This window comes from Microcoleus sp. FACHB-SPT15 (assembly GCF_014849525.1).
In the GTDB taxonomy this organism is placed as follows: domain Bacteria; phylum Cyanobacteriota; class Cyanobacteriia; order Cyanobacteriales; family Coleofasciculaceae; genus Symplocastrum; species Symplocastrum torsivum.
Map to the genome: position 1 here is coordinate 233,103 of NZ_JACJNU010000062.1, position 24,156 is coordinate 257,258.

General features: G+C 44.8%; 18 protein-coding genes. 13 read left to right on the forward strand and 5 right to left on the reverse strand.

Going from position 1 to position 24,156, the window contains the following annotated elements:
• Positions 1 to 284 precede the first annotated feature (284 nt).
• The 4 genes from H6F98_RS25435 (at position 285) to H6F98_RS25450 (ending at position 6,804) form a co-directional block, all read left to right on the forward strand.
• Positions 285 to 2,366, forward strand: coding sequence for a dynamin family protein (locus H6F98_RS25435; protein WP_192221504.1), 2,082 nt, complete (start codon positions 285 to 287; stop codon positions 2,364 to 2,366).
• A gap of 204 nt (positions 2,367 to 2,570) precedes the next feature.
• A complete protein-coding gene (locus tag H6F98_RS25440; RefSeq protein ID WP_192221505.1) occupies positions 2,571 to 4,655 on the forward strand; it encodes a dynamin family protein in 2,085 nt (694 codons plus the stop codon).
• A 29-nt stretch (positions 4,656 to 4,684) separates the two neighbouring features.
• Positions 4,685 to 6,367: a dynamin family protein gene (locus H6F98_RS25445; RefSeq protein WP_192221506.1), complete on the forward strand. Its 1,683-nt coding sequence runs from the start codon at positions 4,685 to 4,687 to the stop codon at positions 6,365 to 6,367.
• An 86-nt stretch (positions 6,368 to 6,453) separates the two neighbouring features.
• Entirely contained in the window at positions 6,454 to 6,804 is a 351-nt protein-coding gene (locus H6F98_RS25450) for a J domain-containing protein (protein ID WP_192221507.1), read from the forward strand.
• A gap of 13 nt (positions 6,805 to 6,817) precedes the next feature.
• Here H6F98_RS25450 and H6F98_RS25455 read toward each other — a convergent pair whose 3' ends face one another.
• Complete coding sequence (locus H6F98_RS25455) at positions 6,818 to 8,068, reverse strand: FIST N-terminal domain-containing protein (RefSeq protein WP_192221508.1); 1,251 nt, start codon at positions 8,066 to 8,068, stop codon at positions 6,818 to 6,820.
• Positions 8,069 to 8,519: 451 nt separating this feature from the next.
• Here H6F98_RS25455 and H6F98_RS25460 point away from each other — a divergent pair, with 451 nt between their 5' ends.
• The 8 genes from H6F98_RS25460 (at position 8,520) to H6F98_RS25495 (ending at position 14,712) form a co-directional block, all read left to right on the forward strand.
• On the forward strand, positions 8,520 to 8,744 hold the full coding sequence (locus H6F98_RS25460) for a Calvin cycle protein CP12 (protein WP_192221509.1): 225 nt from the start codon (positions 8,520 to 8,522) through the stop codon (positions 8,742 to 8,744).
• Between the two features lie 168 nt (positions 8,745 to 8,912).
• A complete protein-coding gene (locus H6F98_RS25465) occupies positions 8,913 to 9,506 on the forward strand; it encodes a DUF3177 family protein (protein WP_192221510.1) in 594 nt (197 codons plus the stop codon).
• A 29-nt stretch (positions 9,507 to 9,535) separates the two neighbouring features.
• Positions 9,536 to 9,835: a hypothetical protein gene (locus tag H6F98_RS25470; protein WP_192221511.1), complete on the forward strand. Its 300-nt coding sequence runs from the start codon at positions 9,536 to 9,538 to the stop codon at positions 9,833 to 9,835.
• A 168-nt stretch (positions 9,836 to 10,003) separates the two neighbouring features.
• Positions 10,004 to 10,618, forward strand: a complete 615-nt coding sequence (locus H6F98_RS25475) for a hypothetical protein (RefSeq protein ID WP_192221512.1) — start codon at positions 10,004 to 10,006, stop codon at positions 10,616 to 10,618.
• Positions 10,619 to 10,806: 188 nt separating this feature from the next.
• Positions 10,807 to 11,688, forward strand: coding sequence for an SDR family oxidoreductase (locus H6F98_RS25480; protein WP_192221513.1), 882 nt, complete (start codon positions 10,807 to 10,809; stop codon positions 11,686 to 11,688).
• A 112-nt stretch (positions 11,689 to 11,800) separates the two neighbouring features.
• Complete coding sequence (locus H6F98_RS25485; protein WP_192221514.1) at positions 11,801 to 12,787, forward strand: YafY family protein; 987 nt, start codon at positions 11,801 to 11,803, stop codon at positions 12,785 to 12,787.
• 392 nt (positions 12,788 to 13,179) lie between these two features.
• Positions 13,180 to 13,389: a hypothetical protein gene (locus H6F98_RS25490; RefSeq protein ID WP_192221515.1), complete on the forward strand. Its 210-nt coding sequence runs from the start codon at positions 13,180 to 13,182 to the stop codon at positions 13,387 to 13,389.
• Positions 13,390 to 13,494: 105 nt separating this feature from the next.
• On the forward strand, positions 13,495 to 14,712 hold the full coding sequence (locus H6F98_RS25495; protein ID WP_242058692.1) for an MFS transporter: 1,218 nt from the start codon (positions 13,495 to 13,497) through the stop codon (positions 14,710 to 14,712).
• A gap of 14 nt (positions 14,713 to 14,726) precedes the next feature.
• Here H6F98_RS25495 and H6F98_RS25500 read toward each other — a convergent pair whose 3' ends face one another.
• The 3 genes from H6F98_RS25500 to H6F98_RS25510 all read right to left on the reverse strand — a co-directional run bounded on the left by H6F98_RS25500 (position 14,727) and on the right by H6F98_RS25510 (position 20,824).
• Positions 14,727 to 15,551: a zinc-dependent peptidase gene (locus tag H6F98_RS25500; RefSeq protein WP_192221516.1), complete on the reverse strand. Its 825-nt coding sequence runs from the start codon at positions 15,549 to 15,551 to the stop codon at positions 14,727 to 14,729.
• A gap of 298 nt (positions 15,552 to 15,849) precedes the next feature.
• A complete protein-coding gene (locus H6F98_RS25505; protein WP_192221517.1) occupies positions 15,850 to 17,301 on the reverse strand; it encodes an alpha/beta fold hydrolase in 1,452 nt (483 codons plus the stop codon).
• Positions 17,302 to 17,380: 79 nt separating this feature from the next.
• Positions 17,381 to 20,824, reverse strand: a complete 3,444-nt coding sequence (locus tag H6F98_RS25510) for a response regulator (protein ID WP_192221518.1) — start codon at positions 20,822 to 20,824, stop codon at positions 17,381 to 17,383.
• Positions 20,825 to 21,348: 524 nt separating this feature from the next.
• On the opposite strand from H6F98_RS25510, the gene H6F98_RS25515 reads away from it, so the two are divergent.
• Complete coding sequence (locus tag H6F98_RS25515; protein ID WP_192221519.1) at positions 21,349 to 22,725, forward strand: DUF3370 domain-containing protein; 1,377 nt, start codon at positions 21,349 to 21,351, stop codon at positions 22,723 to 22,725.
• A 30-nt stretch (positions 22,726 to 22,755) separates the two neighbouring features.
• On the opposite strand, the gene H6F98_RS25520 is transcribed toward H6F98_RS25515, so the two are convergent.
• Complete coding sequence (locus H6F98_RS25520; protein ID WP_192221520.1) at positions 22,756 to 23,796, reverse strand: hemolysin family protein; 1,041 nt, start codon at positions 23,794 to 23,796, stop codon at positions 22,756 to 22,758.
• Positions 23,797 to 24,156: the final 360 nt, after the last annotated feature.

Here is a 24,156-nt window from a genome sequence, read left to right on the forward strand (position 1 = left end):
TCAGGGAGTTTTTACTACTGGCTGCTAGTTCAAGAAGTCCTTAATCAGCAAAAATTAACTGTTAGATAAACAATTCAAGAATTGTGACACTTCTCAAACTGTCACGCTTCAATTCAGCCAAGAAACCTAATATTGTGCCTTAACCACGTTGAATAGAAAGCTCACCTAATAGCTAATCCAAAAACTGGCACAGGGGTAAAACCTTTTAGACGAAAACAGACAGTATCTTCGCACGTATTACTGCAAGTTTTAAGCAAAACTTAGTTGGGTTATCGGCTGAAAATATGAACTACACTCTTGAAACAGGAAGCTTCCTTAACGACCTAGACCGAGTAGCCAAAACGCGCCAGGAGATAGCTAATCATTTTAATAGAATAGTTGAAACCATTACCAAATCAGAGTTCGAGGGAGACAAGGCATCAGGAAAACTAGGTCTAGAAAAAGACGGCGAAGACATCATCATTGCTAGTCAAAATTTGCAGCAAGGGGTGTTTCGGCTGTTAGTATTAGGAGATTTAAAACGGGGAAAGAGTACGTTTCTTAATGCCTTAATTGGGGAGAATTTATTACCTAGTGATGTAAATCCCTGTACTGCCTTGCTAACGGTTTTACGCTATGGAGTATCAAAGCAAGTCACTGTTTATTTTAAGGATGGAACTGAACCCGAACAACTAGATTTTAAAAGTTTTAAGCAGCAATACACAATAGACCCTAGTGAGGCAAAGAGACTAGAACAAGAGAACAAGCTCGCCTTTCCTAATATTGATTATGCGGTGGTGGAGTATCCCTTACCTTTGTTGGAAAAGGGAATTGAGATTGTTGATAGTCCAGGGCTAAATGATACGGAAGCACGGAACGAACTTTCTCTAAGTTATATCAACAACTGCAATGCTATCTTTTTTGTGTTTAGAGCGGTGCAGCCTTGTACCCTTGAAGAACGGCGTTATTTGGAAAATTATATAAAAGGTCGGGGTTTAAGTGTCTTTTTTATCATTAATGCCTGGGATGAAATCTGCAAAGGGCTGATTAACCCTGATGATTCAGAAGAACTAGCAGAAGCTGAGGGAAAACTGCGTCAAGTTTTCCGAACTAATCTGGCTGAATATTGTCAGGTAGAGGATCATGATAGTTATGATGAACGAGTTTTTGAGATTTCTTCTCTAGAGGCTTTGCGTCAGCGGATAAAGAATCCAGAAGCTTCGCTTGAAGGAACTGGCTTCCCACAGTTGATGGCAGCGCTTAATACATTTTTGACTCAGGAACGTGCAGTCGTTCAATTACGGCAAGCGAGAAGTCTTGCACGTCAGACTTATAACCATGTCCATGAAGCGATCGCACGTCGCATCCCGTTGCTGGAACACGATGTTGATGAGTTGAAGCAACGAATTAGCTCAGTTGAACCGGAATTTGACAAGCTCAATGAGATTCGCGATCGCTTCCAAGATGAAATTAGAACAGTTCGGGATAGTAAGACAAGTGCGATCGCAGATTCTTTCCGCACTTATATTTTGAATCTAGGCAACACGTTTGAATCCGATTTCTTACGCTACCAGCCCGATATCGGCTTTCTGGATTTTCTCCAGAAGGGCAAACGAGAAGAATTTAATGCTGCATTCAAGCAAGCATTTGAGCAATACCTCAATGACAAGATTCTCGCTTGGGAACTCACGGCTGAACAACAGATGCAGGAAGCCTTCTTACAACTATCCAAAAGTGCTGCCAACTATGGTGCGGTTTATAGCCAGGTAGCCGAGTCAATGACAGAGAAGTTGATCGGAAAAAAAGTCTACACGGGACAAACCCTTGAGTTTGAAGACAATTCTCCGGGATGGGCAAGTTGGGCGATGGGATTTTTCTCATTAGCATTAGGTAACGTTGCAGGTGTAGCACTTGCGGGGGCAGGCTTCGATTGGAAAAACATCCTGCTTAACTCTCTTGCTGTAATTGGAATCTGGAGCTTTTTGTCCATTTTTTCAATGTCCTTGGTTGCAGCACCCGTAGGCATTCTCCTACTCGGTTTAGGAATTGGGGCTATGCAAGCGGAACAAGCTCGAAAAGAATTAATTCAGGCGACTAAGAAAGAGTTTGTAAAACATCTTCCTCAGATAGCACAGGAGCAAGGGGCACTAATTAATCAAGCTGTCAAAGAGGGTTTTGATGCTTATGAGCGGGAAGTCGCTAAGCGAATCAACGATGATATCAATTCTCGCAAATCTGAGTTAGATAACCTGCTCAAGCAAAAGGAATCTTACGAGATTAATTTTGAAGCAGAATTCAACCGATTAAGGAAATTGGAAACAGATGTTTTATCTGAATGCCAAAGTATCGAGACAGCGTATGAACATTTACTGGCATCTCCTACCTAGTGCCGCTTCACGGAAGTCAAAAGTAAAAAGTCAAGAGCTAAAAACCTTTAGTATAAAGTGTTTGCCCATTTATAAGCTGGCGAATTATTTCTGCCGCGCTGCACTAGATAGTGAAATGGGCACCGAATACCAGAACTGAAATGAGTTGAATCTTATATCAACTTTGCTCCAATCACACCAGTCCTTAGCGAAAGCATAATTAACATGAGCTACAGAATTGAAACGAAAAGTTTTCTTAATGATTTAGATCGGATTGCTCAAGTGCGCTCTGAGGTGGCAAATCATCTTGGTAAGATGGCTGAAACCTTAGAGAAAGCAGAATTAGAAGCAGACAAGCAATCTGGACGATTAGGTTTAGATGCAGAGCGAGAAGATTTAACCAAAGTTGGTGAAAGCTTGCGTTCTGGGGTGTTTCGGCTTCTGGTTTTAGGTGATATGAAACGAGGAAAAAGTACGTTTCTTAATGCCTTAATTGGGGAAAACTTATTACCCAGTGATGTGAATCCCTGCACTGCCTTACTAACGGTTTTACGTTATGGATTAGAAAAGAAAGTAACGGTTCACTTTAATGATGGCAAACCCCCTAAACAACTTAATTTTAAGAGCTTTAAGCAGAATTACACAATTGACCCTGCCGAAGCAAAGAGGCTAGAGCAAGAGAAAAAGCAAGCCTTTCCTGACGTTGATTATGCTGTGGTGGAGTATCCCTTACCTTTGCTGGAAAAGGGAATTGAAATTGTTGATAGTCCAGGGCTTAATGATACAGAAGCACGAAACGAGTTATCTCTGGGTTATATCAATAACTGCCATGCAATCCTGTTTGTTCTTAGAGCCTCACAACCTTGTACGCTTGGAGAGCGTCGCTATTTAGAAAATTACATCAAAGGTCGCGGATTGAGTGTTTTCTTTCTGATCAATGCTTGGGATCAGGTTCGAGAAAGTCTAATTGACCCTGATGATACTGAAGAACTCGAAGAAGCTGAGGGAAAACTACGGCGAGTTTTTAAAACTAATTTGGCTGAATATTGTCAGGTGGAGGGTCATGATATTTATGATGAACGAGTGTTTGAGATTTCTGCAATTAAGGCACTGCGTCGGCGGATAAAAGATGCTTCTGCATCTCTTGAAGACACTGGCTTTCCAGAATTTATGGGCGCACTGAACACGTTTTTGACGCAAGAACGGGGAATTTCTGAACTACGGCAAGCAAGAATTCTAGCACGGCAAGCATCGACTCATGTTCATGAAGCGATCGCACGTCGTATCCCTTTACTTGAGCAGGATGCTAGCCAATTGAAAGAAAGGATTAACTCAGTTGAACCCGAATTCAAAAAACTGAGTGAAATCCGCAATCAATTTCAAGAGGAAATTAGAAACACTCGTGATAATAAGGCGAAAGCTGTTGCTGATTCCTTCCGTTCTTATGTGTTGAATCTGGATAATACATTTGAAGCCGATTTCTTACGCTACCAGCCTGAATTAAAGTTGATGGATTTCCTGAACCAGGGAAAACGGGAAGCTTTCAATGAATCCCTCCAAAAGGCATTCGAGCAGTATGTCAATGACAAGCTTGCCGATTGGAGTCGCGGTGCTGAGCAAGAGATGAATGCTGCCTTTTCACAACTATCCAAGAGTGCGGCAAACTATGGGGCTTCTTATAGTCAGGTAACTGATCTGATTAATGAGAAGTTGACTGGGAAAAAGGTACAAACTGGGGGAAATACAACGGCTGAGGAACAATCTCCTGGATGGGCGAACTGGGCGATGGGATTGTTTTCCTTATCGACAGGTAACATTGCTGGCGTTGCAATGGCGGGAGCAGGCTTCGACTGGAAAAGTATTTTACTTAACTATTTCACAGTCATTGGAATTAGTGGGATTGTTGTTGCTGTTTTTCCGGCGGCTGTTTTCCTCGGTCCAGTTGGTTTAGCGTTGCTAGGTTTAGGTGTTGGTGCTTTTCAAGCTGATCAAGCCCGCAAAGAAGTCGTGAAAGCAGCAAAGAAAGAGTTGGTCAAACATCTACCACAGGTGGCGAATGAGCAATCGTACCTCGTTTATGACGCTGTAAAAGAATGTTTTGATACTTATGAACGTGAAGTAACTAAGCGGGTAGATGATGATATCCAAGCTCGAAAATCTGAGTTAGATAATCTGCTCCAGCAAAAGCAATCTTATGAAATTAATCAGGGGGCAGAATTAGAGCGTCTGAAGAAACTGGAGGCGGATATCTCTTCTGAATCACGAAGTATTGAGACGGTGTATCAAAATTTCCTCGCATCGGCTGCTTGAATCAAGCGGATTTAAAGAGATAGAACACTATGCAACATCAGGACGTTTATCAGAACCTTGTCAGTAATCTTAGGTCGGCAATCGGTATCCTTGAACTCGATAAAAACTCACAGCTTTATCGAGATGCGATCGCCATCTGTGACTATCTCGAAGACCCGATTTTTCGGATTGCTGTCTTTGCTCCCTTTAATTACGGTAAGTCAACGCTGCTCAATGCAGTACTTGGCAATCGTACATTACCGATTGATTTAATTCCAACCACAGGCGCGGCGATTCATGTTCGATATGGGAGTGAGCCATATACCCAAATTACCCTGTCAGATGGCAGAAAAATTACTGAAAGTGGCACTAATGTTCTGAAGCAGTTTGCCATCCTAGATGACCAACGGCGGATGCGAGATGATGTTGCTTCAGTTCATGTTTACTGTCCTCATCCTTTCCTGCAAACGGGTGTTGAATTTTTGGATTTGCCAGGAACAAATGATGCAGAAGCGCAGGATGCGTTAGTACGTGACCAACTGCTAACAGCAGATTTAGTTGTTCAGGTGCTAGATGCACGGAAGTTAATGACGTTAGGTGAGCGGGAAAATCTGAGAGATTGGCTGCTGGATAGAGGTATCAAAACAGTAGTCTTTGTGGTCAACTTTCTGAATTTGCTAGAACCTGAAGACCAAAAACAAGTCTATAATCGCTTACTTTTCGTAGCAGAAAGTTTTCGGGCAGAGTTACCGAATAATGTTAGTAATCTGTACCGTGTTGATGCGCTACCTGCTCTACGAGCAAGACTCAAAGGAGATGTGTCAGCAGCCCAAAGTACAGGATTAGCGATGTTTGAATCTGCTTTGCAAACGATTGTGGCGGTTCAACAAGAAAAGCTGGCTATCCGGTTTCCTCGTGTAGAGGCGATCGCATCTCAGATAAAGACTGCTATGCAAGCGAAATTGGACGCGATCGCTTCTGAATTAGAAGTAGCTGAAACTAAACGTAATGCGAAAATTGAGATCAAACAAAAAGCACAGAAACTGATTCAAAAAGGTTTCTCTGCAAGTGTTTCAGATTTCCAAAGTTGGCTGTACCTGCCCAAACTTCTAAATCGCTATCAATCTGAAGTGGCTGATGCGCTACAACAAGGTACATTTAACACCTGGGAATGTGGAGCATTCAAACAAGCCATACAAGACTATCAACAGGCTGTGGTGAAATGGGTACATCAAGCCTGTGAGTTTTTTGAACATACTCCGCCTCCTAATCTGTTGATTCTATTTCCTGACAAACCAGAAGTCATCCTACCAGAGCCACCCCAGCAACCTAGTAATTCAAAACAGCCGAGAGATAATGCTCCGGTAGCTTTAGCAACGGGGTTAGGTTGGATTTTAGGAGGACCAATGGGAGCGGCTGTAGTGGGAGGCGCTACCTATCTTTTTAACCAAACTTCAACAACTCCAGAGCAAACAGATACATCATCTACTTATTTGGAGCAAGTTTCACAAGCTTATACTCAAGCGGCTTCTGACTATCTGAATCGCTTCAGTACTCAAGCCTTCTCGATACTTCATAACTACGAAGAAATAGCAGAAAAAATTATTAATATTCAAGTAACTGAAGCACCTTTAAAGATGACAACACAGCGTCATCATCTACAGTTATTACAGGTTTTATTAGATAATCTGAACCAAGAGTTAGAGTTAGTGAATGCTAACTTAACTACCTAAACTAGATAACCGAAATGAGTATCGTTTGGAGAGAGTTTTTGTAGGTCTGTACTTCTGATAACTAAAAACACGGGAAACCGAAACTAATGGAAAACATGGAGGATAAGTTTCGCGCTCTCGAAATTGATGATGAATTACAGAAGCTAAAGCAAGAACTACGAAAACAAAACAGCCAAACTGGAAAAACACCTACTACCTCTCCAAGTAATAGACATACATCACCGATAAAGCAGAAGAAAATAACACGTTTCTATGCGATTCTTGGGCTGAAACCTGATGCTTCTACGCAGGAAGTAAAACAGGCATACAGAGCTTTAGTGAAACGATGTCATCCAGATTTATTTTTTCACAATCCTCAACTTCGACAGAAGGCTCAGGAAGTCCTAACGAAAATCAATGAAGTCTATGAAGAATTATGCTCTAACAAGGATGATTAAATTAACTTTGTCCTTAATCCTTTGAGCGGCAAATCCCAAACACTGAAGTGTAGCCATGTAGAAACGTACTGCCCCCTACTGGCCCAATCTCACCGTTGCAGAAGAATCCAGCAAGTTGAATGTCGTTTAGGTAGCGGCGGAAGAGTTGGGAGTCAAAATCAGGCTTTCCGTAGAGTCGTTCGCCTCGTCCTAAACAGGAGAACATTAAAGCCCCTGCCTCACCTGGTGTGTGACGGTCTTCTTTTTGATAGTGCTGGAGAAGCAGTTCTAAATCTTCTTCTGAGGTACGGGCATCGCGGAGGTGAAACTGGATGCGCTGACCTGGACGGACGCGATCGCCAATTGCGATCGCTCCAACCCTGGGGTCTACTCCCAACAAATTGCGGACGAGAAAGTCTCCGTGGCCCAACTGCTGCTTAAATTCATCCCTGGCAACACCAACAAACAGCGAATGTTGTGCCAACTCGCGGTCTGACTCACTCAATCCTTGAATGACATCTCGCAGAACTTCTAATGGGGGACGTGAATTAGGATCGCTGGCTGTTATTTCAGTGCCATCCTGCGTTGCCAACTCCAAGATAATGTTCCGCTCACAAGAAGTCACCTGATACGTTTGACCAATCGGGCGACAGCCTTGCGCCACAATCGTCTCTAGAACGATGTTGCCACTCAGGGCAACGCCAACTGTTCCCTCGCGGTAAAGCTTATAGTTACAAAACAAACCACTCTGGGCACCCATAGCACTAGCACTTGCTAGTCCTCCTACCTTATTCGAGCCTGGGTAAGCAAAATCTAGTCCTTGGAGGAGATCATTGACTCCAGAGGAGAAGGGGTCGGCTAATAAAATAAACTGAGGTTGTTCCTCCGGCGGAACCCCAACCAATTCCACCCAGGCAGCGGGAGGGCTATCCATGTCAGGCAAGTTATTGGCAGGAATGTAAAAAGCGTGGACATTAACCCCTGGTAAATGAGCCACACTGAGACTCAAAGCCGGTTCTCCTTCCAGTTCTTGCGCTTCACCCTGAGTATTCATTCCAACAATGCCAGCACCACCACAACCAATCAGGACTGGCACTGACAGTTGCTCCTTTAGCAAGGGCATCACGCGAGAATATTCACTGGCATAAGCAGAGGAAATGAACACCAGCCCCAAATCTGGGCTAGCTGTCAAGGACTGCTGCACGCGGTCTACCACTTCCGCCACGGCTGCTTCCAACGAGGGACGGGTTGATAAGGCATTTGCCCACTGAATTGAGTTAGTCATTCGTTTTGCCAAATTCACTCCCGAAATCGGTGCAGGTTAAGGCAGTTGGCTGGCAGTTAAACCTTTATCATAGCGCTAAGCGGAACGCCTCAAGAGGTAAGCCCCACTAACGATTACAAGTGATTAATTTAGTAGCGCGATCGCGTGACCAACGATATAGCTCTAACGAGAGGTTCCACAAGTGCCTTCATATAAGTTAATATACTTAGTAACTGGTTTAGTCGCTTGTAGACTAACTAGCAGTAAGCCGAGATTGACAAATCTTAAAAATAAAGATCAATCCGGTTAAAGGGATACCGTTGTGCGGTATCACTGAAATGTTAACTAAAATCAGTAGCACTCTCCTAATCAGAGTCACTACCCACTAGTACCTAATTGGAGATTTCCGAAGCGGTTAATACTCACTAAAAGTTTTCTGTACACAAGTACAGCAATCAGGAAAAGGAAAGCAATGAGCGACATCCAAGAAAAAATCGAACAAGAGCGTGAAGCTGCGCGGGCTGTTTGTGATATACAAGGCTCAGAATCCGGTGATTGTGCGGCAGCCTGGGATGTAGTGGAAGAACTACAAGCAGAAGCATCACATCAACGGCAAAAAGGCAAGAAGAAAAATTCTCTTGAACTGTATTGCGATGCTAACCCTGATGCCGATGAGTGCCGTGTATACGAGGAATAAACTTCACTCGCCCCAACGTCAGATTCACCAAGTTTAGGCACATTACTTCAGTGGCATAGCAGCTAAAAATCCTTAATGAGGGTTTTTAGCTGCTTGCTTTTGAGGAGGTTAGGGCGTGTACCGCCATCACTGCAATAACATAGATAAAGGTCATTTCAGCGATAAGCAATGCAAGAGGAAATCCTTCGATCATTAGTCTGGACAGATTACCGTTTAGCCGTATTATTTGCGGTTATCGTGCCCTTAATTCTGCTGATTTGGGCATTTGTCAAGAAAGCAGACGCAATGGTACGCCTCTTGATCATCTACTGGCGCGTTTCCAGCTTACTGGCGATCACGATTTACATCTTGATTGCCGCTTGGCCGATTGGGTTTGTCTCTGGTTTTTTGGCCCGTGTTCTGATTCCGATTAGCCTCTGGTTTTGGGTTGATATCAACGAAGATATTGATGATCAGCGACAGCGTCCTCTCAAACTTGCTTTCACAGCATGGCGCTGGGCTGTGAGTGTTTATTGCACATTAGGTGCCTTAGCCAGTCTGCCGTTCTTGTCTTGTGCTTTTTCTCCAGGGGCAATCAGGACATCGTTTTGTCAAGTCGGGCTAGAACCCCCTTTACTGTTCAAACAGTATTTCCATCCCAATTCCAGACCTGGATTTTTGGCATTCATCGGCGTGAGCTTGTTATTAATTTATGTGCTTTACCTGAGCTATTTCGTCTTGATTCGGCTTGGTAAGCAAGGGCGCTCAGCAATGGAGCAGTAAGTGTTGCACCAATTCAGTAGTGGGTTGTAATGACAAATTCGATTGGACGGCGTTTAGAGGAATACACAATCAAGCGTCCGCAGGAAGTTTTGATTGTCACGGCTGAGATTGCGGGGGAAGAAGACCAGATTACTGTATTTAAAGGCTTTTCTAGCTCTTTGGTGCGTTCAACCCCCTTTGACCCAGACATTCCGGTACTCCCAACCGACGCAAAGATTGTCACAATAGATCGAGTCGCCAGTCCCTACAACCCTGATGCGCCTCGTTATCTCCAGCAAGGGCTGACTTGGGAAACCATGCAACAGTTGTTGTCAGAGGTTGGTGTCTAGGCGGTGTGAGCCAGAGGCTTTCCTTCATTTCCTCAATTGTTCATTTAGAGACTCGTAGCCTACAAAGATATTTAGATTTGGCTCAAGTGTGGAGGCGTGAGGAGCGAAGTCTCTGTGTCGTTAAATCCGCTAATTCAATACACCCATGTAGAAAATAGACCAACAACTATGTCAAAAGCCACAATAAGTTACACAACTAGGGATTTAAGAGAACTCGGTTTTTTTGTAGAAGTTCCAGGGCGTACAGATAATGACAAAACCCGTAAAAAGGCACTAGAAGAGATTCAGCGCCGGATGGAAGACCCAGAAGATACGACACTGAGTGAAGACAGTTTTGCGAATGGGTTAAGTGCTGAAGATTTGGTTGTCGTTGAGCCACCAGAGGCTTTGGAAGAGGACGGTGAAGAACCAGAGATTATCCAGGCAGTAAAAGCGATCGCTACTTTAGCGAGTTTAAGGGTAACCTCAGAAGAAGCCTACAAAGGTGCTGTGGAGTTACGCCCCTTGATTGAAGCGCTGTTTTCTCCTCAACCGCTAACGCCAGAACAGATGCAGCAAGCGACTGATAAAAGTTTTGCTAAGACTTTAATCAAGTTTGCCGAAGCCAAAGCAGCTCACGACAAGTTTCTTCCTGCTGCTCAAGAGGCTTGGGATATTCTCGCGCCAGCACTTCCTGCTGCGACAAATGGCAATTCTTTAGCGCCTGAGTCTGAAGCCGCTTCCTCAGCAACGGATACGGCTCAAGACGCACCGAAAAAAGGACAAAAAGCTTCAACTTCGTGATCAAGCAACGGCTTAGGCTCGTGGATCTAAAAAACGAGGACTAAATAATTTACAACATTCAAAACCCGTAGCCCTGCTACTGAAATATGACAGGAGGTGTCAAGAAAAGGCTCTTATGCTGCACAAAGACGGTAGTGAACCACACAAAGGGCTTACCGAATGTCTTGGCAAAGTGTAGGAGGTCAGTTATGCAATTGAAAGGTAAGATTGCGATCGTCACAGGAGCCACTCGTGGAGCAGGGCGTGGCATTGCTTGTATGTTGGGCGAGTTAGGCGCAACAGTCTATTGCACAGGACGGAGCGTTCGAGGAAATCCAGCAACGGGCAACCGTCCTGAAACAATTGAAGAGACAGCGGAAATGGTCAACGCTCATGGAGGAGTAGGAATTCCTGTACAAGTCGATCATACGGTGGTAGAGCAAGTCAAAACCCTGATTGAACGAGTCAAGCTAGAGCAAGGACGGCTCAATGTCTTGGTTAATGATGTCTGGGGTGGTGACGAGCTAACGGAGAGTAAACCTTTCTGGGAACACTCGTTGCAGAAGGGTTTACTGATGCAACAACGAGCGATTTACTCGCACCTGATTACCAGCCATTATGCAGTTCCACTCATGATTGAGCAGAAGCAGGGACTCGTCATCGAAGTCACTGATGGAGATAATTTTTCGTATCGTGGCAATCTCTTCTACGATCTCGCTAAGATTTCCGTCATCCGTATTGCTTACGCGATGGCGCAAGAACTTCGTTCATATAACATTACGGCATTGGCGCTAACCCCCGGATTTCTCCGCTCCGAAGCCATGCTAGATCACTTTGGGGTTGCTGAAGAAAATTGGCAGGATGCCGCGAAGCAAGATCCACATTTCATTGCCTCTGAAACGCCATTCTACATTGGTCGGGCGGTGGCAGCGCTAGCCTCTGACCCGAATGTATTTAAGAAGTCAGGAGGCGTATTGAGTACATGGAATCTCGCCCCGGAATACGGCTTCACTGATATTGATGGACGACAGCCGAACTGGGGAAAGTATTTTGCTGAAAACGTGGCGAACCAGGAACAACTACTTGTGTGATGCTAAATTCTATCGACTGACACCTTTAGACGATCTCAACACTTAAGGGTACAGATTTACCTGATGTTGTCAGCCCCAACCACTCCTCAATCTACCAGAATGCTCTAAAGCCATGCGTGCCGATCGCCTTCTCTCTATCCTGTTGCTGTTGCAGGTTCATCGTCGTCTGACGGCACGGGAATTGGCAGAGCGATTGGAGGTATCTGAGCGCACGATTCACCGGGATATGGAAGCACTCAGCAGTGCCGGAGTTCCTGTTGTGGCAGAACGCGGGAAAGGGGGTGGTTGGAGTTTATTGGAAGCTTACCAGACGACGCTGACCGGACTGAATTTAGCGGAGATTCAGGCGCTGTTTTTACCCAAACCGAGCCACCTGTTAGCCGATTTAGGGTGGCACCAAGCCTTTGAAGGAGCCTTGATCAAACTTATGGCAGCCCTGCCTGCGATGTATCGCCAGCAGGCAGAAGCAGTTCGCCAACGCATTCATCTCGATCCAACAGGCTGGCATCTATGGGAGGAAGAGATGTCGGCGTTCCCAACTCTTCACGAGGCAATTTGGCAAGAACGTCAGCTACACCTAAGCTATGAGCGCACCGATCGCATAATCGTTGAACGCCTGGTCGATCCACTAGGACTGGTTGCCAAGGGAAGTGTATGGTACTTGGTCGCGGCAGTGGAGGGTGACGTGCGCTCGTATCGCATTTCACGAGTGCGTAGTGCCATGATTATGGATCAACCCTGTACTCGTCCTATCGATTTCAACTTAGCCAACTATTGGCAACAATCGTCGGCTGACTTCAAAGCCAATATTCCTCGCTATGTTGTGACAGTACGTGTTGCTCCAGAATTGCTGCCTCGGTTGCGCTATGCTGGACGATTCGCTCGTCTTGAGCAGGTTAACCCACCAGACACTGATGGATGGGTTACTATCTCCATCCGGTTTGATGTGGAAGAGCAAGCTTGTGAGTATGTGTTGGGGTTTGGAGTGCAGATGGAAGTAGTGGAGCCATTAGAGTTGCGCGATCGCGTCCTACAACGGGCAGTTCAACTCATCGCCTTCTATACTCATTCAAGCTCAACCGCAGAAACAACTGACTAGATGCTACTTACAAGCGTTTTTCAAGTTCTTGTAGGGGCGCACCTAAGAGCATCCTTGACTGTATTGCTGGCAAAAAACCCCAGAGGAGCGAACCACCTGGGGGGAACTGTTAAGCTGATAGTTTGTACAAGCATACAGCTATACGCTCCGGGTAATTAGCTAGCTTTAAGGAAAAGTGCGCTTCCCTCCCATCTTCTGTGATGATATCAGCAGCGCCCTAATAAGCCAGCGCAATTTCATGAAGCCCTCCTTATCCCAAACCGAACATTCACCAAGTACTTAGTAACCAGCACAGATTCTTCAAGTCGGCTTTATTTCCCCTTTACAAAATTTGAGCCAGTATGGAGATAACAAGGCACTATCAATGAGAAAAAGAACAGGAGTATAAGACTATGCCTATTTCTCCCCGCCAAGTCTATTCCCATCTCAGAAAACTTGACCAAACTGACATCGCAACCAGTGCGCTAACCCGTGAGCTTGCTCAAGATTTACTGGCAAACCCAGGAATTAGCCTACGAAGGAAGCAGGTGATCGCTGAGCGCCTACACCGTGCCAATACCTATCTGGGAATGCAAGCAACGGCTGATGGAGACAGCTACTAAGATATAGGGAAATGGGGCGTTACGCTTCGCTAACACGCCTTACAGATGAAAGCTTGGTGTAAGTCCAGACCTAGTTAAAAAGGCTACGATGAATGACGCGCCTTCTTGAACAGTCTGTCTGTCGCTGCCCGCATGAGTCGTACCTTTTGGATTATTGCCCTAATTTCGCTGATTAATTCCCTCAGTCTGACCATTCTCATTCCCGTTATCTACCTATACGGCAGGCAGTTCGGTCTAAACGATTTCCAGACGAGCTTGTTGTTCTCGGCTTACTCAGTTGCTCAATTCTTTGCCACTCCGGTGATTGGGAAACTCTCCGATCGCTTTGGGCGCAAACCCTTACTGGTGATTAGCCTCCTGGGAACGGTGGTTGCGAATTTAATTGCCGGAACTGCCTCGACAGCAGGGGTTCTGTTCTTTGCTCGTTTTCTGGATGGCATTACCGGGGGCAATGCCTCGGTTGCTCAAGCGGTGATTTCAGATGTCACAACGCCTGAGAACCGAGCTAGAGGCTTTGGCATTAATGGGGCTGCCTTCGGGTTAGGGTTCGTACTGGGCCCTGTACTCAGTTTGCTCGCCCAGCAGTTCTCCTTAGGTGCTGCTTTTTTGGTTTCCGGTGCGATCGCTCTAATTGCCCTGGTGGTTACAATCTTCTTTCTACCTGAAAGTCTGCAAACAAAAAATGTTGTAACAGGCAACTTGTTTGACTTAGGACTAAAAAACTTAATCAAAGGTCTTGCCTTTCCGAAGGTAGGAATTCTGTTGATTATCAACTTCTTGATTGGTACAACCTTCACTATCTTCACCTACGCCTTTCAACCCTACTTCATTCAGGTATTACATCAAACAAACGAATCGCTAACCCTGATGTTTTTGACCTTTGGCGTACTCAGTGTTCTTATGCAGACTTTGGGAGTCTCTATTCTTACTAAAAAAATTAATCTGGTTCATATCCTGTTTCTCGGCTTATTTGTCCGTAGTACTTCGTTTTTATTAATGCCCATCTGGGCTAATGTGTTTTATTTCGTGGGTGTGAGTATTTTGTTTTCCTTGTTTAATTCACTCGTTCAACCGATGATCAATGCGCTGATCTCATTGAATGCACGACCCGAAGATCAGGGAACGGCTTTGGGGCTGAATGCATCTTATCTTAGCGTTTCCAATGCCTTTGGCCCCGTGATTGCTGGGATGCTGATTCGCCAATCGAATCCGGCAACCTATACTTATCCGCTTTATTTAGCAGGAATCCTTACGTTTGGAGTATTGGTTTTAGCGATCGCAACCCGTAAGCGCTATCAAATTCAACCTGGCACGCCTGCATGAGAGGTTGTCTTGCCTCAAACCCATTGGACAGGATCGAGTTGATAGTAGCGTTGCAATTGCTCATAAAGTGCTGGATGCTGCTTCAACAATTGCTGCGGTTTTTCAAAGAATGTCTCAGTCGCTACAGCAAAAAATTCTGCGGGATTCGTTGCGCCATAACTATACATAACAGTCTTTGTACCTCGTTGAACATCATCGCAAAGGCGTTGATATTCTTCTGTCATCACATCAGCCCAAATAGGATAGTCTGAGGTTTTCAGCAAAACCGGAACGCCCTCAGCTTTACCATCCTCTTGATCCAACTGATGGGCAAACTCATGAAGTACAACATTATGTCCATCCTTCCAGTTGCAAGTATCTTGTTTTACCTGTTCCCAAGACAACACCAACTGGTCATTTATCCACGATTCTCCCAATCTTGCTACACGCCTTTCCTCAACAACATAACTTCCTGTAGAAGTTGTTTCATTAACCAGATACGTGCTTGGATAAATTAGAATTGAACGAAGTTTAGGGAAGTATTTCCCTCGCTCGTTCAGCAGAAGCAAGCAGGCGACAGCCGCAATAATCAGCTTCATTTCTTCTGTTACCTGTAATCCTCCGCAACCAATAAATTGTTTTTCTGCTAAAAAGACTTGAATATGTCCCTGAAGTCGTCTACGTTCAGCAGGCGTAAAACAAGAGTAAATCGGAAGATTATTTTCAACAATAGCGCTCCAAAGTGGTGAAAAAGGACGATGTTTGAGGCGGCTTTGTCGTCGTTTTACAAAAACAGGATTGAGCAAAATCCCAGTAATAATCAGCGCAATGATGAGAAAGACAATAATTGTTTCAACCATTGGCTAGACCTCTTGCCCAAGTGCGAAATACAGGAAGTTTGACAAGTTACGGGCTTTAAAACACCCTTTCTATAAATGTTAATAGAGATACTTCTGCAAGAGGCTCCATGAACGTCTCTACAAAGGTTCTTTGTAGTCTTGAAGATGTGACAACCTAAGCCGAATGGCACTGACTTAATGAATGAATTCAACCTCGCCATCTCTCGATCAAACCTTGTGCAGGGGGTTTGGGGGAAGCCCCCCAATCAGGGTTTTTCTATGAGCGATTACTTTGTCGCTTAAGTCAGTGACATTGAACCTAAGCCCCTAGGGGGAAAGCTGCCGCAATCATCCAGCCGAACAAGAGCGCACACCCCAAGGCATAGCTCCACACTTGGTTCAAGAAAGTAGCTGCGAAGGAGAAAATCGCCATTAGCAGAGGAAATAGCGGTAGCAAGAGGAAGATAAAGCCCAGTTGGGGCAGCAGGTAAAGCACCAAACTAAAGCCTCCTACCAACGCCAAACTTTGCCCAAGCCACCACACGACTCGTTTGCCCATACCGATACCCTGTTGTGCCATGCCAGAGGCGAGAAACCACGGGAAACAGGCAAGTGCTAGCAACGGGAAAAGCCTCAAGCGTAGGGGAATTAACAACCACTGCAACCAAAGCACCTGTGCCATTGCTCCAAAAGCAGTCCAAAGCAAGATAAAGAGTACTACACCTAAACCAATTGCTCGTGGTGTGGGAGGAGGGAGGTACCAGAGAACACCTAACCAACTCAAGCCTGTGAGAAAGAACCAGATGCCTACGGCACCACCGACTTGTACACCACCTAGATTCTCAATCGCCACAACCCGACTAATCAAGGTAAGGACACCGCTTGCCAGCAATGGGGAAAGAATTAGACCAAACCAACGTCTAAATGGGTGTACTTTTACCAGACTTTCTAGCACGTTTTCAGCGAAGATAGGGGCAACAGCAGCCAGCACAAGCAGCCAAGCTAGCAGGTGTAAGGCATACCAAATCATCCGACGATCAGTATAGTAGCTAGTGCGTGATACTCCGAACGTAGCATCAAGCCATCTCAAGGCAGCTTGGTGACTGGCATCACGGAAGAGAATGGTGATGTGTTCAGCCTTGGGAATAATGATGAGCGATCGCCCTCGTCCTTTAGCCAAGTTCTCATTCTCTCCACCTGCTGCTAGCAATAGCCTCTGGGCATTCTCAACAAAGCCTCCCTCCCAACTCCCTGCTTGTAGTAAGAGGTTGCGGGGAGCGACAGGCGTAACGGATGCGCCTGTTGGCGAGATGGCTACGGTAGCGGCAAAGCGCTCAACATTGCTTATGCCTGCTGACATCACTGCACCACTACCCATTGAATGACCCAAAAGCGCTAAACGTGCAGTATCAACCTCGGATTGCTCGATGAGGGCGGCATATGCGACATTTAGGTCTTGCTCAAGTGAAAGCTGCCCTAAGGGGGTAGCATTCGCTCCATGTCCTGCGAAATCCCAAAGCATCACGGCATAACCCGCGTGTGCTAGTACCTGCGCGTAACCGAGCATCAACTGTTTAGAACCAGCAAACCCATGTGCTACGAGGACACCCGGTACTTTTTGTGTGGTTTGTGGTGCAACGTACAACAGTGGGACTTCATCTCGTTTTAGCGATCGCACAATCAACCCTGTCTCTGCTGCTGCTACACGCCACCAGGAAAGTGCAATTAGTAAGAGCGCCATGAATAGTAAAAAATAGCGCTTCCAAGTCATAGCTAGTCCTCATTTTGGAGTTATCGCTCTTTTCAACACAGTACAGGACTTACGCAAATCCACCCTCTAAATACTGCAACTATCGATTCTCCTGATGGGTTTCAGCTTCCTCCCAACTACCATCTTTTCTAGCGCTTTGAGCATTTTGCGATCGCTCAATATAAAGCCTTGCTGGTTTATCTTGCTCATTCTTCTCCAAGATAGACTCAAAGACAGCCTGGGCTTGCTCAAATTTTTCTAGTTCATAGAGTTCAACACCTCGTTCAAACTCACTACGGGTTTGCGTTTTGAGTGTCTTTACCGCATCCGACTCTCCCTCATAGACTTCAAAGACGGCAACAGGTGCCTTCTTCCCTTTCACGAGTACTTGTCCAAGATAGCGATGGCTATACTGTTCTGGGTTATTCAGTTGAGACAACGTTTGTTCGCTAATCAGGATGCCTACACCATAAATCTTCGTCAAGCCTTCCAAACGCGAGGCAAGATTCACAGCATCAGCAATCACTGTGCTTTCCATTCGCTGTTCTTCGCCAATCGTACCCAGCATCAAACTGCCTGTATGTAAGCCAACACCGATCGCAAGTGATGGATAGTCTTCGGCTTGTCGTTCTAAATTAAACAGTAAGACTTGCTGTTGCATTGCGATCGCAGCTTGTAGGGCATCATCCGGTGTTTGAGGAAATAACGCCATCACCGCATCCCCAATGTACTTATCAATAAAACCCTTGTTGTTGCGGATAACAGGCCCCACTCTCTTCAAGTAGTCATTGAGGAAATCGAAATTTTCCTTGGGAGACATATTTTCCGAAAGCGTCGTAAACGAGCGAATATCGGAAAATAAAATCGTCATTTCTTGCTGTACTTGGTCGCCTAACTGGACATCAACAATACTTTCCCGTTTTAGAAACTCCAGAAACTCGCGTGGCACAAAGCGACTATAGGCAATGTTAATTTTCGAGAGCTGAATGTGAGTTTTAATTCGCGCTAGCAGTTCATTTTTCGATATCGGTTTTGTCAGATAGTCATTCGCACCAGAACTAAAGCCTTCTACTAAGTCTGACACTTGATTTTGTGCCGTCAATAGCACAATAGGTAGTTCTGTAGCCGGAAAGTGTTCACGGATTTTTTGACAGACTTCGTAACCTGTCATCCTTGGCATCATCACATCCAGTAAAACCAGATCAGGCTTGAAACCTTGTTGAATTAACGCTAATGCTTCCCTACCATCAGATGCTTGAGTAAGCTGATAATTTTGTAGAGAAAGATGATTCGCTAGCACCTGAAGGTTAATTGGTTCATCATCCACAATTAAGATGTGGAATCCTGCTGCTTTTGGGGTTAAAGCTTCAGAATTGACCAAAGGTTCATCATCAATCATTAGAGAGACATCTGCCTCAATCAATTTCTCTCTGTTCATCTCTAAAAGCTTTGAGACAGTTGAAGGAGCCTCAAAAGACGTTGCTGATAACGTTGCTTTGGATAGTGGCAGAGTGAAGGTAAATTGTGAACCCTTCCCTGGTTGAGACACAACCCGAATTTCTCCTCCATGTAATTGCACTAGCTGCTTAGTAACGGCTAAGCCTAAACCCGTGCCACCATATTCTCTCCCAATTGAACCGTCTGCTTGTTCAAAGGCTTCAAAAATTCTGTCTAGTTTATCAGCTTGAATACCGATACCAGCATCTGAGATAGTAATTTCTAGGTAATCCTTTACCACAGAAGCTGATACTTCAACAACGCCTACCTCGCTGAACTTAATTGCATTACAGATAAGATTGTGCAGAATTTGTTGAACTCTATTTTCATCAGCGTCAACTAAGGGAACATCTGAGCTAATTGAATTAACCAACTGCAAAGATTTTTGACCAATCAGAGGTTGAGAAAGCATCAAAACGACATCAGTAATCTCTCGCATTCCGATAGGTTTGATTTGAAGAGAGATATTTTTGTGTTTAAGCTTCGAGAAATCTAGTAAATCGTTAACTAGTTGCGTCAATCTTCTACCACTAGAGACAATCAAGGAGAGATTGAAAACAGTTTCTTTCGGAAGAGTGCCTGTAGCTCCATCTACCAGTGACTCAGCAATGCCAATGATGCCATTAAGGGGAGTACGGAGTTCATGAGAGGTATTGGCTAAAAACTCATCTTTAAGCTTGTTTCCTTGTTGCAAGGCAGCATTTTTTGCTTCCAGTTCTGTCGCATAAGATTGCAAACGCTTACTTGCTTCAATGAATCGGCGTTGCACAATCCATCCTAGCAAGATAATAAAAATCAGCATTCCTAAATAAAAGAAGTTATGCTGTAAAAATCTTAGGTCTGCAAGGTACTTTTGAAATGTAAACGAGACAATGTCAACTGAAAAACAACAGGTTAAAATTATAAATCCTATCGAGAATACTTTGGCTTCGTTGTTACCCTTAAAAATAAAGAAAAAGCTATGACTTAGGATAACAAGAATGGTTGCCAACAACATCAAAAAATGTCCTGAGAATGACAAACGAAACAAATCCCAAATGAGCTTGTTACCGTTTCCTGTAATACATAGTGCAGACAGCACAAAAAATATAGGAGTACAGACTAGATAAACTTGGGACATTCGTTGGATTATAGCTTTGTAGCCACTACCCAGAACTTGCTCAAAAAATGCACAGACAAAACCAGGTATTAATAATAAAGATAAGAGTCCTGTTTTATCTCCTACTCCTAAAAAACCCCATTGAACTTGTTCAACAACAAAATCAACATTGCCACTATTAGCAAAAGTGGATAATCCTGTAGAAATTGCTAGAAGCCCGAACGACAAATAAGTTATTTTATTTAAGCTCTTAGAACTTAATAAGATTATCACAATTCCAGTTAAGGTATAAAACCCCCCTAAAGTTAAGTTGACAATGGTGTTAATATTTTTCCTGAGAAAACTTTGAACTAAATCCTTGTGGGAACCTATGAGTAATTTCTTTGCTTGTTTGATAACAGAATCTGGATTAGACGCATAAATTTTAAAGAATAAGTTTTTATTTGAAACATCAGGCATTAGAGGGATAAAGTCAAACGCATTTACCCGTGGACTTAAGTAATCTGATGAGTCTAAGAAGGCAATTTTAGTAATTAACTGGCTTTCTAGATAAATCTCTAATAGAGAACTAGCTTTTTGGTAAATATTAGGAGATTTTTGATATAGCGTTGGAGCTTGCCACCGACCTTCTGGTACGCGAACGCGCAACCAAGCAATATTAGTCTCTTGATTGGGTTTTTCGAGTTTTTCACCAAACTTTAATGGCTTCCATTCGGAACTAGAACGGTTCTCTTTCGTCCAAAGAGGAATACCGCCTTCATCAACAGGGGAGTCTCCCCACCGATATTCCCAGCCTTGTGTAATTTCTACTGGTGGTGAGCTGGTGATAGCTTGAGATTGAGCAGGACTGGGTTTTGTACCCAAAAGTAGGCTACTCAACAAAGCTAGTAAGAAGGCACCTAGACACACTAAAATCCGGGCGCGGGTTCGACTAAATACCAGCCTCATTATTCAATTCTCCTGAGAAGCTATTTGTAAAGCCTTATCGTTGGACTAGTTCTGGAGTATCAGTTGAAGTGTTGAACCTGATTAGCCAAATGGTCGTCATTGGTGAAGCACCCATCACCACGGATGAAAATTGTATTGATATACAAGTTTAGGTATAGCACTTGGGCAGCTTGTTCAACCACTTGTAAGCTGAGGTGGAGTTGAATAGAAGAACGTAGGAGTTCAGGAGTCAGGAGTCAGGAGTTCAGGAGTTCAGTTTGAATTTGGTATTAGCATCGTCGTCTAGACAAGGAATTCTGTTAGCGCAACGGTGCCGGAGGCACTACTTCTACAACTCCTGACTCCTCCCCTATTTCTTCTAATTACTTACCTCGAAAATCGAATCCCGTTGGATTAGCTTGAAACCTGGGCTGTTGAATTGCGTCTTTACAAGTTCAGAGAATGCTTTGATGAGAGTAAGCCTGAGGTTGAGCCAACTCGTTGTATCTTAGTATCTCTGTGATTAAATCTCGCCTCATCACCTTATGCTGCCGTTTTTGCCAGTTTTTAGCCTTGCTCAAGCTACCCCAGCACCAACTCCCACTCCAACACCACCAATAGAAATTGTGCAGCCACAACAAGTGCGTGCAATTCCAGGCCAACTAGATAATGTCCCGGTATTCAATAGCAATAGCCCTGAACTGGTGCAGACAGAGGGGATTTTACTGTCTACGTTTCCCCCTGATGGCAAGGGCAGTCCTAATGCTCACTTAAATTTTCCGTTCCGGGGACGCTTTGATATTTTTGCTCATCATGTTGCGAAAGCACCGACACCGGAGGATTTGCGTACTCTTTATCTAGGGGTTATTCTGTACAATCCGGGGACTGAACCCGTAACGGTAGATGTCTTACAGGCGGCAAGTTACCTAAGTCAGCCTGATGCACCGTTTATTGAGTTGCCATCTCAAGTGAATAATGCTTCTGGTAGGGTTTATGCCGGGCCAGGTAGCCGTGTGATGAGTGATATTTTGCGATCGCGTCGGCAATCCGATTTTCCTTCTCAGGTAGTAATTCCACCTCGTTCAAGTCAACTATTGCTGAATCTACCGATTCCCGTTCGGGGTTTAGAACCACCACTCAATGGTCGTTCGACATTGATGCGTTTGCGAAGTAGTGGTACGGTGTATGCGGCTAGTCTTGCCCGATATGCACCAGTTGATGCGGCTGGAAATGAACGGGCACCAAGCTTGGAAGAATGGCAAGAGGTATTAGAGAAAGGTGAGTTGGCAACTCCACGCGATCGCGTTCCCACTCCTCCTGAAACAACCACAGGACAAATCATTTATGGTCGTGTAGCAGGTGTCGCTCAAGGTTCTGCGTGGAAAGCCGAGTTAGTTGATAGTCCAACCGCCCGAACCCTGACAATTCCTGAATCAGGACAAGCCTTTTCCTACGGGTTAAGTACCCTTCCTCGTGGTACCTTGGGCACGGGTCAAAGCCAGAGTGCAAGAATGCTAGTTCGTTATCCAGATACCGCCTACTTCGCTCATGGAAACTACGGCGTACACTATAGCCTCACGTTACCCCTAGTTAATCCCACCCGCAAGACTCAAACCGTTGCCCTCACCTTCCAGACACCCATTAAAGAAGACCAACTGCGGCAAGGGTTACGCTTTTTTGAGCCACCAGCGAAACAAGTCTTCTTCCGGGGTACTGTTCGAGTGCGCTACAACGACGATGCGGGTTCGCCTCAGACTCGGTATCTGCATTTGGTACAACGGCGAGGACAGATGGGTGAACCTTTGGTGACGCTGAAAATGCCGCCATCTGACCAACGTCTAGTGCAGGTAGACTTTCTCTACCCTCCAGATTCAACACCACCACAGGTTTTGACGATTAGAACACTGGAAGACTCGCCTTAACTCAGAAATATCGCGAACAATTAAATAGCCTTAAAGCTCCAATTTCCTCCCCTGCAACATTCTTTCTTGTTTCTTCCGGGCAATCTCGCGAAGGTCAATGCTCCTATCGGTCTCATCAACAATCTCACCTGTTAGCACCTCAAGTACATCTTCCAGCGTTACGACACCACAGACAATCCCATATTCATCTACCACTACGACAAGATGTTCGCGGGTACTCAGGAAGACTTTGAGCAGTTGGTCTGCCCGAACCATCTCAGGGACAAAGCGAACTTGACGGGTTAGAGTAGCGACAAGTTGATCGTTTTTCCCTTCAACCATCGCTGTTAGCAACTCATCTTTTAAGGCGAATCCCATCACTTGATCGAGCGAGTCTTCCGTCACAATAATCCGGGTGTGTTGCGAGGCAATAATGTCTTGTTGGCATTCAGCTAAAGTTAGAGTGCCGCGTAAATAGGTTAGCGCCATCCGAGGGGTCATCAAGTCAGCTACTGTTATATCGTTCAACCGGAAGACCCGTTGGATCATTTCCGCTTCATTGTCCTCAATAATTCCTTCCTGATACCCGATATTTACCAACAACTTGATTTCCGCCTCGTTCGTTGTCGGTCGTTTTATGCTTTTGGTAAAGGGCGCCGTAACCTTTTCCAAAATCCACACGAGGGGGATAAATAGAAAGGTAATCCCTTTCACAGGGAGGGCGGCTAATAGGGCTAATCGCTCGGCATGGCGCTCACCCAACGTTTTCGGGATAATTTCACCAAAAATTATAATCAGGAAAGTCAGGAATCCTGAAAATAAACCTAACCCTGTAGCTCCAAATACTGAATCGGCGATTTTTGCGATCGCAATACTGCCAACAATATTAAACAGATTATTGAGAATCACAATCGTCGCAATCGGTCGATTCATTTTTTCCCGAATCGCCAGGAGTGCTATCGCTGAAGGTTTATTTGACTGCGCTAGCTGTCGGACTTTTATGGGAGAGACTGAAAATAGTGCTGTTTCTACACTAGAACACAACCCTGAACCTAACAGAACAATAAGTACTGCGATAGCAAGCGTAAGCATAGCTTTTCCTAAATGATCTCCAACGGGTGCCTTCCAATGAAAGCAAAAATACCCGCTGGACTGACCACAAGAAGCGATATTCTTAAAACCTAAACCTTATCAAAGCCTCCCCATCTCCCAATCTTCTCATCTGTTTGGGAACCTCTGAAAAACTTCTGCGAGGCTGTACTAAGTTTGGTGTTTAATCTATTTGAATGCCGCTATCGCTTACATCAGAGAAACACTACATAACGATTTAGCACTTCCTACACCTTCCCTAGGACTGTAAAATTATGTTTCGGCAATTGGGGAAATCAGTCTAGAGCTGATTGCCTAGCCGCCTAATAAAGCCCAGAACCCTCTGGTTCCGGGATGTGGTGA

What these genes read in the sequence shown, in the direction of transcription:
- H6F98_RS25435 (WP_192221504.1), top strand. Translation starts at nt 285, where the DNA reads ATGAACTACACTCTTGAAACAGGAAGCTTCCTTAACGACCTAGACCGA.
- H6F98_RS25440 (WP_192221505.1), top strand. Translation starts at nt 2,571, where the DNA reads ATGAGCTACAGAATTGAAACGAAAAGTTTTCTTAATGATTTAGATCGG.
- H6F98_RS25445 (WP_192221506.1), top strand. Translation starts at nt 4,685, where the DNA reads ATGCAACATCAGGACGTTTATCAGAACCTTGTCAGTAATCTTAGGTCG.
- H6F98_RS25450 (WP_192221507.1), top strand. Translation starts at nt 6,454, where the DNA reads ATGGAAAACATGGAGGATAAGTTTCGCGCTCTCGAAATTGATGATGAA.
- H6F98_RS25455 (WP_192221508.1), bottom strand. Translation starts at nt 8,068, where the DNA reads ATGACTAACTCAATTCAGTGGGCAAATGCCTTATCAACCCGTCCCTCG.
- H6F98_RS25460 (WP_192221509.1), top strand. Translation starts at nt 8,520, where the DNA reads ATGAGCGACATCCAAGAAAAAATCGAACAAGAGCGTGAAGCTGCGCGG.
- H6F98_RS25465 (WP_192221510.1), top strand. Translation starts at nt 8,913, where the DNA reads ATGCAAGAGGAAATCCTTCGATCATTAGTCTGGACAGATTACCGTTTA.
- H6F98_RS25470 (WP_192221511.1), top strand. Translation starts at nt 9,536, where the DNA reads ATGACAAATTCGATTGGACGGCGTTTAGAGGAATACACAATCAAGCGT.
- H6F98_RS25475 (WP_192221512.1), top strand. Translation starts at nt 10,004, where the DNA reads ATGTCAAAAGCCACAATAAGTTACACAACTAGGGATTTAAGAGAACTC.
- H6F98_RS25480 (WP_192221513.1), top strand. Translation starts at nt 10,807, where the DNA reads ATGCAATTGAAAGGTAAGATTGCGATCGTCACAGGAGCCACTCGTGGA.
- H6F98_RS25485 (WP_192221514.1), top strand. Translation starts at nt 11,801, where the DNA reads ATGCGTGCCGATCGCCTTCTCTCTATCCTGTTGCTGTTGCAGGTTCAT.
- H6F98_RS25490 (WP_192221515.1), top strand. Translation starts at nt 13,180, where the DNA reads ATGCCTATTTCTCCCCGCCAAGTCTATTCCCATCTCAGAAAACTTGAC.
- H6F98_RS25500 (WP_192221516.1), bottom strand. Translation starts at nt 15,551, where the DNA reads ATGGTTGAAACAATTATTGTCTTTCTCATCATTGCGCTGATTATTACT.
- H6F98_RS25505 (WP_192221517.1), bottom strand. Translation starts at nt 17,301, where the DNA reads ATGACTTGGAAGCGCTATTTTTTACTATTCATGGCGCTCTTACTAATT.
- H6F98_RS25510 (WP_192221518.1), bottom strand. Translation starts at nt 20,824, where the DNA reads ATGAGGCTGGTATTTAGTCGAACCCGCGCCCGGATTTTAGTGTGTCTA.
- H6F98_RS25515 (WP_192221519.1), top strand. Translation starts at nt 21,349, where the DNA reads ATGCTGCCGTTTTTGCCAGTTTTTAGCCTTGCTCAAGCTACCCCAGCA.
- H6F98_RS25520 (WP_192221520.1), bottom strand. Translation starts at nt 23,796, where the DNA reads ATGCTTACGCTTGCTATCGCAGTACTTATTGTTCTGTTAGGTTCAGGG.